The sequence below is a fragment of the Mucilaginibacter sp. OK283 genome (genome assembly GCF_900110415.1).
Lineage (GTDB): Bacteria > Bacteroidota > Bacteroidia > Sphingobacteriales > Sphingobacteriaceae > Mucilaginibacter.
The window spans coordinates 159,011-174,175 of record NZ_FODR01000002.1 but is presented as its reverse complement, the minus strand read 5'-3'; the positions used below and the strand labels follow the sequence as shown (position 1 = coordinate 174,175).

The following is a 15,165-nucleotide window of genomic DNA, read 5'->3' as shown; positions in this document are numbered from 1 at the left end:
TTATTCGGCCACTACTACACCTATCCTACCTCCCAAACGCCCAACACAAAAACTTACCCATTACCCTACCCCAGGTTTCAGTGTTATGGCTGCCGCCAACTACTTCAACATATTGAATATCCGCAGGGCGCGAATAGCCTTTTGCCTCCAGTTCCTTAATCAGGTCGATGGTGTCGTCAATCGCATCTATAATACCGTTTTTATTGCGGTCGCTGGTTTCATCTTTTGTACCTGTTTGCAGCCAGAACTTTAAACCGGGCTTACCTTCGGTTTCTCTGATTAAAGTATGCGCAATCCGGTCGTTGTCAGTATATCCCTTAGCTAAATCCTTACTTCTCCACCAAAACGAACCTGAAAATACCCCAACTTTATCAAACACATCCGCGTTGTTCCAACAAATGTCAAATGCCGATAATCCACCCAAAGAAAAACCTGCAAAGGCTGTATTTTCAAATTCGTGAATACCTGTTCCGGCTTTTATCTGTGGCAGCAATTCGGTTATAATAAATTGCGTATAAATATCAGCCTTAGCGCCCCGTTTTTTAAAATCGGGCCTGCCGGCTACGCCATATTCCTGCAGCCGGTCTTCACCGGCATATATGGCTACCACCAACAACGGTTTTATGCGATTGGTGTTATATAATTGCTCCAGTGTTTGGCTAAACGCAAGATTTTCCAGCTCCTGCCCATCATTCAGCAACAACAGGCTTAACGGTTCTGCAATTTCCTGTTCATCGGGTATTAATAGCGTGCATAATACCTCTCTTTCAAGCAAGGCAGAATTTATCGTTATCCTTTTTTCTATTATCGTCATCTCTGTTTCAACCCAGCCCCAATTCATCTTATGTTAATTTTAAAGGGCACAAAAGTACGCTATGTTTTCAATTTATTAAGCTAACGTATTAATTTATCAGTTAGTTGCCTTTTTCAGTTAAAGCACTTAACTTACATCATTTAAAAACTTAAACTGCTCATTTTGATCGAAAAATATCATCGCTGGTACTCACCAAATCTAAACCTGCATGTAGAAATGCTGGTATTTGGCGACCGTGGTTTTCCTGTCATCCTATTCCCTACTACCAAAGGGCGCTATCACCAAAACAAAGATTTTGGCCTGATTGATAGTGTAAAATGGTTTGTAGACGAAGGCCTGGTGAAGATTTATTGCCCCGATACATTAGACGACAGAACCTGGTACGATAAAGGCATCCACCCGGCCGACCGCGCCCGTAATTACAGTTGGTACGATAAAATGCTTTTACATGAACTGGCACCCTGGGCTATGCACGAAACAGGTGTTGGTAAAGTAGCAGTTGCCGGATGCAGTTTTGGCGGTTACCATGCAGCAAACTTTGCATTTAAACACCCCGAAAAAGTGGCGCATCTTTTTACAATGGGCGGGGCATTTGACATTAAAATGTTTACCGACGGCTTTTATAACGATGATATTTTTTACAACAACCCTGTAGATTATTTGCCCGGCAGCAACGCGGGCGACTTATGGAACATCAACATCATCCTGGGCACATCTGAGCACGATATTTGTAAAGATTATAACATACAGTTATCAAACATACTAAACAAAAAAGGCATTAAGCATTGGTTGGATATCCGCCCGAATGCCAGCCACGACTGGCCGATTTGGAAGGAAATGTTTCCGCATTATTTATCAACGATAAAATAATTATTGATTTACTTAATTAGTGAATTATTGATTTAAAAGCTACAACTACCAAAAAACATATACATAATGAAAAAAATAGGCATCTTATTCGGACAGGAAAATTCGTTCCCACAAGCTTTTGTGGATAGGATAAACCAGAAGGCAGAGAAAAACATATCGGCGGAATTTGTACGCATTGATAAGGTGATGCAGGCCGAGCCATTGGATTATGCTGTTATTATCGATCGTATTTCGCAGGATGTTCCTTTTTATCGCGCAGCATTAAAAAATGCCGCTATTTGCGGTACTGCTGTTATCAATAATCCCTTTTGGTGGAGCGCCGATGAGAAGTTTTTTAATAATGCGCTGGCTGTAAAAATTGGGGTACCGGTGCCTAAAACGGTGATACTACCCTCAAAAGAGTTGCCCGATGATACTACCGACAAATCGTTCCGCAACCTGGCCTACCCACTTGATTGGGATGGCATTTTCCACTACGTTGGTTTCCCAGCCTATATGAAGCCCTTTGATGGCGGCGGCTGGAAAGAGGTTTATAAACTGGAGGATAAAGAAGACTTTTTTGATAAATACAACAAAACCAAACAATATGTAATGATGCTGCAGGAAGAGGTTGTTTTCGACGATTACTTTCGCTGCTACTGCATTGGCGGCAAGCACGTACGCATTATGCAGTATGAACCGCGCAACCCACACCACTTGCGTTACGAGCACGGCAAGGCCCCGGCAGCCAAAAAGCTTTTGGATACCGTTAAAGATTACGTGATAAAACTGAACCAGTTTTTAGGTTACGATTTTAATACTGTGGAGTTTGCTATTCGTGATGGTATCCCCTACGCTATTGATTTTTGCAACCCCGCTCCCGATGCCGAAGTTACCAGCGTAGGCCAGGAAAACTTTGAATGGGTGGTTGAAACTGCTGCTGATTACGCCATTGAACGCGCCAAGAAACAAAAAGGTGGTTTAGATAACCTCACCTGGGGCGAGTTTGTAAAAACATCGGCGGCGAAAACTCCGCTGGTGAGTGTGAGAGCAAAACCGGCTAAAGTGGATGTATCCGTGGATATAGATGAACATGCTATTGAGGTAGAAGGGAAGGTAAAAAAGAAAGTGGCAGTTCCGAAAAAAACAACAGCTAAGAAAATACAGAAATAATCTATGTTGAGATTGCTGCTAACCTACCGGTAAATAAGCTATACACCGTGGGCGAAAGCTCGGGCAAAGACAGCAACTAAATTATATGATTAAATTAAAGGGTGCTTATTCGAATTTAAATATATTCTTACTAATCGTACTTTGCGGATTATTTAGTTGCAGGCAAAGTAGTAAAATTGAAAAAGTATTAATAACGAATGAAAAAGATAGCATCTGGTTGTTAAAAGGTACCGGTAACGACGCAAGTATACATTTTGGCCATTTTCAACTTGAAAATGGCGGCCGGGCCCGGTTTTTCATGGATGCTGTTGATAACAAACCGAGTGCTGAAATAAAAGGAGTTGAGGGAGAGATTAAATATACCTGGACCCTTGATAAAAACGACAGCACGTTGCATTTAGGCGATGGGGATCCTTTTAAGATTAATAAACTAAATAAGGATACCATTTTTATGACGCAAGATGATCAGCGGAAATTTCTACTGATAAGACAATATTACAAACCAGCCCTTTAACCAATTATGAACAAGTTTACCTTAGGTGTTGAAGAAGAATTTATGGTGATTGACCCTGTAACCAGGGAGCTAAAATCGCATGAGCAGAGAATTGTGGATAGCGCGCAAAAAATCCACGAAGACCAGGTGAAGGCCGAAATGCACCAGGCGGTTGTGGAGGTAGGCACCCACATTTGCAAAAACACTGCCGAAGCCCGCAAGGAGGTGGGCAAATTGCGCACAACTGTGGCCATGCTTGCCGGCGATATTGGCCTGCGCATAGGTGCAGCGGGAACGCACCCGTTTTCGCACTGGCAGCATCAGCTCATCACAGATCATCCACGTTATTTCGAGATTGTAGATGAGATGCAGGAAGCTGCCCGTTCCAACCTTATTTTTGGTTTACACGTTCATGTGGGCATCCAATCGCGGGATATGGCTATCCACATTGCCAACCAGGTACGCTATTTTTTGCCGCACGTATATGCCTTATCAACCAATTCGCCTTTTTGGGAAGGGCGTAACACGGGGTTTAAATCGTTCCGTACCAAGGTTTTTGATAAATTTCCGCGTACCGGTATTCCCGATTATTTTAGCAGCATCGAAGAATATGACAATTATATCAAGCTGCTGGTAAAAACCAACTGTATCGATAACGCTAAAAAAATCTGGTGGGATATCCGGGTTCACCCATTCTTCGAAACCATCGAATTCCGTATTTGCGATTGCCCTATGCTTGTTGATGAAACCATTGCTTTTGCAGCGCTTTTCCAGGCGCTGTGTGCCAAATTATATAAGCTGCGGCAGCAAAACATGAAGTTTATAACCTACTCACGGGCGCTTATTAACGAGAATAAATGGCGGGCCGCCCGTTATGGCATTGATGGCAAAATGATTGATTTTGGTAAAGAGATGGAGGTAAACACCCGGTCGTTAGTTTTAGAGTTACTTGATTTTGTCGACGATGTGGTTGACGAACTTGGCTCGCGCGATGATCTTCAGTATGTACACAAAATACTGGAAACCGGTACCGGGGCCGATAGGCAGCTGGCCGTTTACCAGCAAAATAATAACTTTGCAGATGTGGTTGATTACATCACATCGCAAACACTAAAGGGGCTGTAATAAAATAAGATGCCGATATCGAACCACAAGAGACTAAATTTTATAATAAGGAAGAACAAGGGCATTCATAAATTAAAGCAATATCAGCAGTTTTTTATCAACCTGAATTTAGAGGACCTGGAATATATTGATTTGGAGCAGTCAGATGATATAACAGGAAGCATAAGCGATATCTTCCCGTTTATTGTGCCCGATTATGAAATGATAGAAGGAAATTCAGAGCTAAAAGATTCCAAGCTTTTAACAGAAATCCTTAACTCATCAAATAACAATGATTTTTGTTATATTTTTATCGATGATGTGGATGAATGTGGTATGTTTAGGGCAAAGACTATATCTGCGCTTAATCATTGCTTATCAGCAACAAAACTCTCTTTTGAAAAGACTTTTTTTTTGACAGACAGTGCGTTTAAGTTTTCATTCAGAATAAACTACTATAATGAAGAATGCACTGAAGACAAAGACAAATTTGACATTCAAAGGCAAATGCAAGAAAAGAAATTAAAGAATGAATTTAAAATATAAACCGGAAATAAAAGTAGCTATACTTGATTTGTATGATGGGATAGCGAATGAGGGGATGCGCGGTTTCCAGGATATTTTAAACAGATATAAGGCAAAACACGATTTAAATATCACCTATAAAGTTTTTGATGTTCGCAGGGGATGCGAAGTGCCGGGCCTTGATTTTGACATTTACATATCAAGCGGGGGGCCGGGAAGCCCGTTACATGAGGGCACAGAATGGGAAAAAAAATATTTCAGGCTGACCGACAAGCTCGAAGATCACAATCTGTCCAACACTATCGATAAAAAACATTCTTTTTATGTTTGTCATTCTTTCCAGCTAATGTGCCGTAAGTACGAACTGGGAGATATCAACACCCGCCGTTCGCCATCGTTTGGCGTGTTGCCGGTAAATAAAACCGGGGCCGGTTTAACCGAATCACTATTTGAAGGCCTTGCCGAACCATTTTACGCAGTTGATTCAAGAAGCTGGCAGGTAATTAATCCGAACGAAAACAGGTTTAAAGAATTGAATATGCAGCTGGTGGCTATCGAAAAAGAGCGTCCGCATATTGATCTGCCGCGCGCCATGATGGCCATTCGTTTTGACGAGTACTCATTTGCTACCCAGTTTCATCCCGAAGCCGACGCCAATGGCATGAAAAACCTGCTTTTAAAAGAAGACAAAAAAGACGAGGTAATTAACGAACATGGCGACGTAAAATACAAGGAAATGCTAAACCACCTTGCCGACCCTGACAAAATTAGCCATACCCAACAAACCCTTATTCCTAATTTTTTAGATCAAGCTGTAATGAGTTTGCAGGGGTTGGCGTAGGGTTGTTACTCAACAATCGTCATTGTGCCTCGTAGTAATGGCGTGATGATCTCCTTTAGAGAACTATCATGCTGAGGCACGAATCTGTTCGGAAACTTTATAAGTGAAATAAGCATGGTGTAGAATAGATTCTTCTCACCTCAGAATGACAGTAAGGATAGCTTTCAAACCGACTATAGGTAAACATCACGTAGTAAGATGATATCCTAAATCCTGCAAAACAACAAAGCCGCGATCAATTAAAGATCGCGGCTCCAATGATATTATCTTTTATAGCTTAGTTCGCCTTGTTGTTATTATCGGCATTAAACAGTTTCGATTTGTCAACCTTTTCTACAATCATCCCATCGGCAAGTGTTTTAGTAATTGCTGCATAAGGGGCAGACACTACTTCTTCGCCGCCTTTAAGGCCACTTAATATTTGAATGTAGGTATCATTCTGGATGCCTGTAGTAACCTGCACTTGTTTTAGCTTGTTACCTGCAGTTAATACAAATACATATTCTTTTGATGGCTGTGTAATTGATGGTTTACTCTTGTCGTCGTCCTTTTTAGGCGGCCCGTTCTGATCTTTTTTCTCCTCGCGGGTGGTTACCGATTGAATAGGTACCGATAATGATTTTACCTGGTTGGTATTTATGTCAACAGTGGCTGTTAATCCCGGACGGAAAGGAGACGGGTTATCTGCAGATTTTTTTAATAACGACATGTATGAATCTGCGTTGATGCGTACTTTAACAGTAAAGTTAGTCACCTGGTCGGCAGTGGTACCTACCACGTTGGCCGAACTTCCTATCTCAGAAACAACACCTGTAAATTTCTTACCCAAAAACGCGTCGATCTCAATATTCGATGAATCGCCTAATGAAATGCGGTTAATATCGTTTTCGTTCACATCAACGTTAACATCCATTTTGCTCAGGTCAGATATGGTCATGATCTCGGTACCGGCAAATTGCTGGGTACCTAAAACACGCTCGCCCAATTCAATAGATAGTTTTGATACCACGCCATCAACAGGTGAATAAATGGTTGTTTTGGCCAGGTTATCTTGCGCTTCTTTTACCGAAGCAGATGACTGTGCCAAACCATATTGTGAGCCGATAACGTTTTGCTTGGCAGCTTCTAAGGAAGCTTTGGCGCCTTCATAAGCAGCTTTGGCATTTTCATATTCAGATACGGTAAGCACCTTATTTTTATATAGCTCCTGGCTGCGTTTAAATATACCAGCCTGGTTATCAAATGTAGCCTGGGCTTGTTTTAACAATTGACCAGAGTTACCCACGCTGGCTTTTTGAGTATTATAAGATGCGATGGCTCTATCGTAACCCGACTTTAAAATGTCCGGACGGATTTTACAAAGCAGCTGGCCTTTTTTAACCACGTCGCCTTCTTTAATGGGCAATTCAACCACTTCGCCAGATACTTCGGGGCTTATTTTAACTTCGATGTGCGGTTTTATTTTGCCGCTGGCAGATACGGTTTCGTTAATAACGCGTGTATCAGCTTTTTCGGTGGCAACCTGGGTTAAAGGCGGCTTACCAATAAGGCCGGTTACCTTGGCAATGATCAACAGAACAATCAGCGAACCAAGTCCTATCAGAATATATTTAGTAGTTTTTCCCATGATTATGAGTTTGGATATTTACGGTTTTAGTTTTTTTATTTACAATGATATTGGTTTGCCCAGGTAGTAATCAATAACTTTCGCCCTAAACACAACCATATATTGCGCGTTGATCATGTCAAACTGCGATTTATTGAGATTGGTTAAAGAGGTATTATAGTCAAGCGAGTTTACCAAACCAACATTATAACGCTGTTGTATAATATTAAAGGCTTCTTTATTGGCCTGGTAAGTTTGCGTATATGACAGGTATGATTTTTCGGCAGCTTTTACATCCAATACCGCCTGGTAAATAATCTTGCTCAGGTTATTACGGGCCAGCTGTGTTGTTACCTTAGCGTTTTCATACTGTATTTTTGCTTTGCGTACCGATGTACGTGAGCTAAAACGGTTAAAAATGGGTATTTGCAAACTAACCCCAACCGATTGGTTAAAGTTATCGCTCAACTGCTTAAAAAACGGATATTTATTATATACAGCGGCATATTGTGGTACTGTGGCCGGCTGGTTACGGTTACCATTAACAAAACCAACGGTATCTATCCTGCCGGTGGGTGTTATCCCTCCCAATAAAGTACGCGCGTCTGAATAATTGGAACCTAACTGGCCAAACAATACCACGCTTGGATAATAATTGCCCTGGGCTATTTTAATACCTTGTTGGGTAGCCTTTTCCCGTTGCTCTGCCAGCAATAAATCCGGGTTAACCAATTCGGCGCTTTTTAAAACTTCCTCGGCATTATATAATGTTTGAACATTCGTTAGTTTGCTGATATCTGGTTTCTCAACCACGATATTTGTTTGCGGGGCCATTTCCATGTATTGCTTTAAGGTAAGCAACGAAATTTCATAGGCATTTTGAGCATTGGTATAATTCAAATCGGCTGTTGACACTGTTGCTTTAGCCTGCGAAAGGTCGGCCAGCGTTTGGTTGCCAACATCGAAGTTTTTTTGAGCCCTGTCTAAAGTAATTTTAGATACATCTATTTGCTGTTGAGCCGCTTTTACCAAATCCTGGTTGGTTAATACCTGTAAATAAGTGGTAACCACGTTTAAAATAAGATCGTTCCTTACTTTTGCTGTGGCAGTCTTATCAGCATCAAGCAATAAACGGTTCTGAATGATAGTATTGCGCAACTGGCCACCCTGAAACAGGGTTACCTGTGTTTGTATGGTACCATTTAACGCAAAAATGCGTTGGTTGATGAACTGGTTGGTAGATGGGTCGATGTTACGGCCAAAGTTAAATGATGCCTGCGGGCCTGCGGTAAGGTTTGGGAGCTGATTATATTTCGACTGTTTTAAAGTTTCATCATCCAACGCCTCGGTAAACTGCGATTGTTTGATGGTAAGGTTACGCTCCAGGGCCATATCAACAGCCTTTTGCAACGATATTACCTCCTGCGCATTAGCCCGGAAGCTTAACGACGAAAACATGATGGCGCAAATTACGGTAGCTTTAAAAGATGGTATAAATTTTAGTTTCATAAGGTTTTTCTATACAATGGTAAGCAACTGATTACTACCTTGCGGTGTTGTTTTCTATCTACCGGAAAATTTAACATTAACTTTTGTTTTGAATATGTACCTGGTTAAAACTCCCTGGCTGCTAAAAAAGCTTTATCCCGAGCTTATCTGGAATGTAAACCAAACTAACCGTTGTATTTATCTCACTTTTGACGATGGACCTATACCTATTGTTACACCATTTGTTTTAAATATTTTAAAACAGTACAATGCCAAAGCAACGTTCTTTTGCATTGGCGACAATGTAGGCAAACATCCCGATATTTTTGAGCAAATTGTTAACGATGGGCATGCTATTGGCAACCACACCTACAACCACCTTAAAGGATGGAAAACTGATAACAAAACCTACGTTGATAATTTTCTCTCAGCAGATAAAATACTGCATACTAATTTATTTCGGCCACCTTATGGCCGCATCAAAAAACAACAGGCAAAGGATTTAAAATCTGTTAAACCCGACATCAAAATCATCATGTGGGATGTACTGAGCGGCGATTTTGATATTGGCCTGAAGCCGGAGGGTTGCTTAAAGAACGTTATGAAATATACCGGAGCAGGATCAATAGTTGTATTTCATGATAGTTTGAAAGCGTTTGACAGGTTGGAATATGTTCTGCCAAGGGCGATGGAGGAATGGAGTAAGAAGGGGTATAGTTTTGAGGCATTAATGCCTTAATTATTGTGATCAGTCCCTTCGAACAAAATACAAATCGTCATGCCCGTAAACTCGATCTTTTCCGTAATAGGCTTCCTCACCGTAAACTAACGTATCTTTCGTTAGTTTTAAAATAATAATATTTGTGTTTCTAAATTGATCCTGCCCGGGGAAATTTTGACCGTTAACATTATCGATAGTCATTCCCATTTTCGTTTGATCGCTATTGAAAAACCACTTTCCAGAAGCCCTGAAGGCTTTATTGTACATCATTTCGTCATATTTACCGTCCCTGGCAAACGAACACTCTTTTGCCATTAAAGCGACAACAGAAATTGGCACTACAGCACCGTTCTTCTTAGACGCAAACTGAACCCAATGATGACAAAGCAACTCTTTTTTGTCAGCGTCGATTTTTATTAGCGACACTATTAGCAAAATCACTAAAACTGGATATTTCATATAACATTCGTTGTTGAAGGCTAAATTTATCTAATTCATTGAGATCAGCCAATTTTACCTCCAAAATATAATTTACTTCTTACAGATTAGTTTATTTTAAATCTTTCTAAGCTGCCCACGATCATTCCCTATTATTGAACTAATATTTCCATCTTATCAAAAAAAGGAATGATTAATGATCCTCACAACCCAATCAACCCACTCCAACTTAATCAGTCCAACCCAATCAACCACAAACCTATTTAGAACCTATCCAAATAAGAATTGACGAAACCTTGATTATTAATTAGATGTTATATTTTGTAAATTCGCCGCACTAAGTTTCTGACAATCAATTTTAGTGTCAATTTCTTTTACTTTTCACCTAAAAATCAAATACAAATGGCTTTTGATTTAGATATGATCAAAAAAGTTTACGACCGCTACAGCACCCGCGTGGATGCTGCCCGTAAAGCGACCGGTAAACATCTTACTTTAACCGAGAAAATTTTATACGCCCACCTTTCAGAAGGCGACGCTAAGACAGCGTTTGGCCGCGGTGTGGATTACGTTGATTTTGCACCCGACCGCGTGGCTATGCAGGATGCAACAGCGCAAATGGCTTTATTGCAGTTTATGCAGGCTGGCCGTCCGCAGGTTGCTGTTCCATCTACCGTACATTGCGATCACCTGATACAAGCAAAAGTTGGCGCCGTTGCCGATTTAAATACTGCCATTGACATTAACCGCGAGGTTTATGATTTCCTGGCTTCAGTATCTGATAAATATGGTATTGGTTTCTGGAAGGCCGGAGCCGGCATTATTCACCAGGTAGTGTTAGAAAACTATGCATTCCCGGGCGGTATGATGATTGGTACCGATTCGCACACGCCAAATGCGGGTGGTTTAGGTATGATAGCTATTGGTGTTGGTGGTGCTGATGCCTGCGATGTTATGGCAGGCTTACCATGGGAGCTTAAATTCCCTAAGTTGATTGGTGTTAAATTAACCGGTAAATTATCCGGATGGACATCAGCTAAAGACGTTATTTTGAAAGTAGCAGGTATCCTTACTGTAAAAGGTGGTACCGGCGCCATTGTTGAATATTTTGGCGAAGGCGCACGTTCACTTTCGGCAACAGGTAAAGGAACTATCTGTAACATGGGTGCCGAAATTGGCGCAACCACTTCGGTGTTTGGTTATGACGATAAAATTGCCGCTTACCTTAAAGGTACCAAACGTGCCGACATAGCCGAATTGGCCGATGCTGTTGCTGAACACTTAACCGGCGACCAGGAAGTTTACGCCAACCCTGAGCAATATTTTGACCAGGTTATCGAGATTAATCTGAGCGAACTGGAACCGCACATTAACGGTCCGTTCACACCGGATCTGGCATGGCCGATCTCTAAATTTGCTACCGCTGTTAAAGAAAACAACTGGCCTGCAAAATTAGAAGTTGGCTTAATTGGCTCATGTACCAACTCATCTTACGAAGATATCACCCGTTCTGCATCTATCGCAAAACAGGCTGTAGATAAACACCTTACTACCAAGGCTGAATTTACCATCACCCCCGGATCGGAGCTTGTGCGTTATACGGTTGACCGTGATGGTTACCTTGATACTTTTGCACAAATGGGCGGTGTGGTATTGGCAAACGCTTGCGGACCATGCATTGGTCAGTGGGCCCGTCATACCGACGATCCTACACGCAAAAACTCAATCATCACTTCGTTTAACCGCAACTTTGCTAAACGCCAGGATGGTAACCCAAACACACATGCGTTTGTAGCTTCACCAGAAATTGTAACAGCTTTGGCTATTGCAGGCGATTTAACTTTTAACCCACTTACCGATACTTTAACCAACATTAATGGCGAACAAGTTAAACTTGATGAGCCAATGGGTATAGAAATGCCGGTTAAGGGTTACGCTGTTGAAGATGCCGGCTACCAGGCCCCTGCCGAAGATGGTAGCCAGGTACAGGTATTGGTTGATCCAAAATCGGCACGTTTACAGTTATTAGAGCCGTTTGCCGCATGGGAAGGTGTAGATATTAAAGGCCTTAAATTGCTGATTAAAGCAAAAGGCAAATGTACAACCGACCATATTTCGATGGCTGGTCCATGGTTAAAATTCCGCGGCCACCTGGATAACATATCAAACAATATGTTGATTGGTGCCATCAACTACTTTAACAATACTGCCGATAGCGTTAAAAACGAACTAACCGGCGAGTACGGACCAGTTCCTGCTACTCAACGTGATTATAAAGCAAACGGCATTGGATCAATAGTAGTAGGCGACGAAAACTATGGTGAAGGTTCATCACGTGAGCACGCTGCTATGGAACCACGTCACCTTGGTGTACGTGCCATATTGGTAAAATCATTTGCCCGTATCCACGAAACCAACCTTAAAAAACAAGGTATGCTGGGTATCACCTTTGCTGATAACAACGATTACGACAAAATCCAGGAAGACGACACCATCGACATTACCGGCTTAACAGAATTTGCCCCCGGCAAACAGTTAACCGTTGTGTTAAACCACAAAGATGGCTCGGTTGAATCGTTCCCGGTTAACCATACTTACAACGCTCAGCAAATTGAGTGGTTTAAAGCAGGTGGTGCATTGAACATCATTCGTAAACAAATGGCATCTTAATAAGGCTGAAAGCCTAAAGGTTAACGCTGAAAGTTAATTATATGAGCCTCCCTTTGGGGAGGCTTTTTTGTTTGCACCATTAATTGTAATATCACTTTTACATAATATTCAGTAAACTGTCCCGCGATATCTTAGTCTCAGTTATCTAAGTACGCACTTATGAAAAGGTCCCTTTTATTCTCCGCTGGCTTTTGCCTTATTTTATCTGCCTGCAATACTCCCATCACCTATTTTGGCGACAAGCTTAGCCCCACAAATTCCGTCGATATTTATTATTCTGCCCACGATGTCAAGAGGGAATATAAAGTAATTGGGCATTTAACCTGCCCCAATTATATTCACCAGGAAACGGTAATAAAAAAACTTTCTGCTTACTCAAAAACAATCGGGGCTGATGCTATAGTCATTTTAGGTACTGCTGCCGTAAAAGATTCCCAGGCAGCTGTAGTTAATGCCGATGCGCTGAAGTATGCGGATAAATAGAACGGAGGCTTTTCCATTGAATGATATCAGGGTGTTTTCATCACCCGTTTCAACACCAACAAATTCTGACCATTTAAGCTAAAGCCCAATATATTATTCTGATAAAGGTTTACCAATTTATCATAATACAAAACCACCACCGGCGACTGCTCCATTACCAGGTTATCCATTTGCTGGTAAATGGCATAGCGAGCCGAATCGTTTTTTACCTGGTAGGTTTGTTCAAACAATGCATCAAACTTTTTATTGTTGAAGCCGGTATAGTTGGGGCCAAACGGGATCTTATTTTTTGAATAGAAAACCGACAAATAATTTTCACCATCGGGATAATCGGCAATCCATTGACCGTAAAAAAAGTTGATGCCATTTTTAGATACTAATTCGCGCAGGCTCGCTCCCTGGGTTATTTCTACGCTGGTTTTAATGCCTATCCTATCCAGTTGACCTTGCACATATTCAATCAGGCTGCGATAGCCTACGGTAGTAGCCAACGATATTTCGGGTAATCCCTTACCATCGGGAAAGCCAGCTTCGGCTAATAGTCGCCGCGCTTTATCAGGATCGTAAGAGTACCCTTTGACACATTTACCATCAAAACCCGGCATGCCCTGTGGGATAAAGCCTGCATATCCGGGAGTCCCCATGCTATTGCGCAGGTATTTAATCATCTTTTGCCGGTCGATAGCATAGTTTATGGCCTGCCTTACTTTCAATATTTTCAGGGGCGATTTTTTGACAATAGCCAAATTGCTGTCGACCAAAATACCGAGGTACATGGTGTTTAAATAGGGAGCAGTATTAAGTATGAATTTGCCCTTATATTTTTGTGTAACCGCACCCGATTTGGTAAGTATATCATCGCGATAGCTGCCATCTATATCATTTAAAAAATCAAGCTTCTTTTTTACAAACTCTAAAAACGACGTTTGCTTATCGGCAATAAATGTAGCCCTTACGGCATCAAGATACGGCAGGTGCCTGCCATTTTTATCGGTTTCCCAGTACTTATCGTTTTTAAGCAGCACCAGCACCTCTCCCTCTTTCCAATATTTAAATCTGAAAGGGCCGGTTCCTATAGGATGACTCCTGAAATCTTTGCCATAAAACTCAACAACCTCCCTGGGAACAACCGAGCAATATTGCGCGGTAAGCATGCTCAAAAAAGGCGCGAAAGGCTGTTTCAGGCTGATCTGGAAAGTACTATCATTGGGGGCTGTAAAGGCATTGCAGCCCTTTACTTTATCGCTAAAAATCCAGGAGCCCGATGAGGCAACTTTAGGATCTATCAATCTACCGAAACTGTAAACAAAATCAGATGCCACTGCCTTTCGGCCTATGCCATTTTTAAAATGCGGATCATCGTGAAAATAAACATCATGGCGCAGGTGAAATGTATACAGCAACCCATCAGCAGAAACCTCCCAGTTTTTTGCAATACAGGGCGTAACTTTTAAACTGTCGTTAACCTGCACCAACCCGTTAAAAACCTGGTTATCCATCCAGATGGTATAACGATTGCGGCAAAAAGCAGGATCAAGCGAGGTGAGGCCCTCCTCCAGGTTAATGTTAAAAACCGTTTTATGCGAATCTGCAGATTTTGAAGAGCAAGCCGAAAGCTGGATCATCAATCCCAAAAACAGCAATAAGACCAGTTTATTCATCAAAAGCTAATGTAATAATTATTGAATTAGCGATTTAACACATTAGTGATTTATTACGCAGGGATGAAGGTTTACAATTAATGATTTATTGAATTACTGAATTATTGATTTTTTTATTTTTATTGGAATTGACGGTTCCGTATTCGCACATTTAACCAGCTTAGCAAGGCCTTTATTTTATCACCTTACAAATCCTCTTCGCATACCTTCCGGTACCTTTCAACACCTCCTCAACACCCCAACTTACCCCTCCGGGAACTAAACCTACACCAAGCTAACAAATGCAAAAAGCCTCCCAA

14 protein-coding genes are annotated in these 15,165 nt (G+C 41.5%); 9 read left to right on the top strand and 5 right to left on the bottom strand.

Features of this window, described 5'->3' with window-relative positions; all coding sequences use genetic code 11:
- Nucleotides 1-25: 25 nt before the first annotated feature.
- The gene (locus BMX56_RS05520; protein ID WP_090642119.1) at nucleotides 26-841 is read right to left on the bottom strand and encodes an alpha/beta hydrolase; all 816 of its coding nucleotides are present in this window, start codon (nucleotides 839-841) and stop codon (nucleotides 26-28) included.
- Between the two features lie 135 nt (nucleotides 842-976).
- On the opposite strand from BMX56_RS05520, the gene BMX56_RS05515 reads away from it, so the two are divergent.
- From BMX56_RS05515 to BMX56_RS05490, 6 genes are all read left to right on the top strand, one after another.
- A complete protein-coding gene (locus BMX56_RS05515; RefSeq protein WP_090642117.1) occupies nucleotides 977-1,684 on the top strand; it encodes an alpha/beta fold hydrolase in 708 nt (235 codons plus the stop codon).
- A gap of 66 nt (nucleotides 1,685-1,750) precedes the next feature.
- Entirely contained in the window at nucleotides 1,751-2,836 is a 1,086-nt protein-coding gene (locus BMX56_RS05510; protein ID WP_090642115.1) for an ATP-grasp domain-containing protein, read from the top strand.
- An 85-nt stretch (nucleotides 2,837-2,921) separates the two neighbouring features.
- A complete protein-coding gene (locus BMX56_RS05505; RefSeq protein WP_143065370.1) occupies nucleotides 2,922-3,350 on the top strand; it encodes a hypothetical protein in 429 nt (142 codons plus the stop codon).
- A 6-nt stretch (nucleotides 3,351-3,356) separates the two neighbouring features.
- Nucleotides 3,357-4,454: a carboxylate-amine ligase gene (locus tag BMX56_RS05500; protein ID WP_090642110.1), complete on the top strand. Its 1,098-nt coding sequence runs from the start codon at nucleotides 3,357-3,359 to the stop codon at nucleotides 4,452-4,454.
- A gap of 132 nt (nucleotides 4,455-4,586) precedes the next feature.
- Complete coding sequence (locus tag BMX56_RS05495; RefSeq protein WP_143065369.1) at nucleotides 4,587-4,979, top strand: hypothetical protein; 393 nt, start codon at nucleotides 4,587-4,589, stop codon at nucleotides 4,977-4,979.
- A complete protein-coding gene (locus BMX56_RS05490) occupies nucleotides 4,963-5,799 on the top strand; it encodes a type 1 glutamine amidotransferase (RefSeq protein ID WP_090642103.1) in 837 nt (278 codons plus the stop codon). The genes BMX56_RS05495 and BMX56_RS05490 overlap by 17 nt, the downstream gene beginning before the upstream one ends.
- A gap of 277 nt (nucleotides 5,800-6,076) precedes the next feature.
- Here BMX56_RS05490 and BMX56_RS05485 read toward each other — a convergent pair whose 3' ends face one another.
- Both BMX56_RS05485 and BMX56_RS05480 read right to left on the bottom strand, forming a co-directional pair.
- Nucleotides 6,077-7,426 carry an efflux RND transporter periplasmic adaptor subunit gene (locus tag BMX56_RS05485; RefSeq protein WP_090642099.1) on the bottom strand — a complete coding sequence of 450 codons (1,350 nt, stop codon included), beginning with the start codon at nucleotides 7,424-7,426 and terminating at the stop codon, nucleotides 6,077-6,079.
- Between the two features lie 39 nt (nucleotides 7,427-7,465).
- Entirely contained in the window at nucleotides 7,466-8,914 is a 1,449-nt protein-coding gene (locus BMX56_RS05480) for a TolC family protein (protein WP_090642096.1), read from the bottom strand.
- Between the two features lie 94 nt (nucleotides 8,915-9,008).
- Here BMX56_RS05480 and BMX56_RS05475 point away from each other — a divergent pair, with 94 nt between their 5' ends.
- Nucleotides 9,009-9,632 (top strand): polysaccharide deacetylase family protein, encoded by a 624-nt coding sequence (locus tag BMX56_RS05475; protein ID WP_090642093.1) that lies wholly within the window; start codon nucleotides 9,009-9,011, stop codon nucleotides 9,630-9,632.
- Between the two features lie 9 nt (nucleotides 9,633-9,641).
- Here the strand turns inward: BMX56_RS05475 and BMX56_RS05470 are convergent, their stop codons facing one another.
- Nucleotides 9,642-10,073, bottom strand: coding sequence for a hypothetical protein (locus BMX56_RS05470; RefSeq protein ID WP_090642091.1), 432 nt, complete (start codon nucleotides 10,071-10,073; stop codon nucleotides 9,642-9,644).
- Nucleotides 10,074-10,454: 381 nt separating this feature from the next.
- On the opposite strand from BMX56_RS05470, the gene BMX56_RS05465 reads away from it, so the two are divergent.
- A complete protein-coding gene (locus BMX56_RS05465; RefSeq protein ID WP_090642088.1) occupies nucleotides 10,455-12,722 on the top strand; it encodes an aconitate hydratase in 2,268 nt (755 codons plus the stop codon).
- 159 nt (nucleotides 12,723-12,881) lie between these two features.
- Nucleotides 12,882-13,205, top strand: a complete 324-nt coding sequence (locus BMX56_RS05460) for a hypothetical protein (RefSeq protein WP_090642084.1) — start codon at nucleotides 12,882-12,884, stop codon at nucleotides 13,203-13,205.
- 26 nt (nucleotides 13,206-13,231) lie between these two features.
- Here the strand turns inward: BMX56_RS05460 and BMX56_RS05455 are convergent, their stop codons facing one another.
- Nucleotides 13,232-14,866, bottom strand: a complete 1,635-nt coding sequence (locus tag BMX56_RS05455) for an ABC transporter substrate-binding protein (RefSeq protein WP_090642080.1) — start codon at nucleotides 14,864-14,866, stop codon at nucleotides 13,232-13,234.
- Nucleotides 14,867-15,165 lie beyond the last annotated feature (299 nt).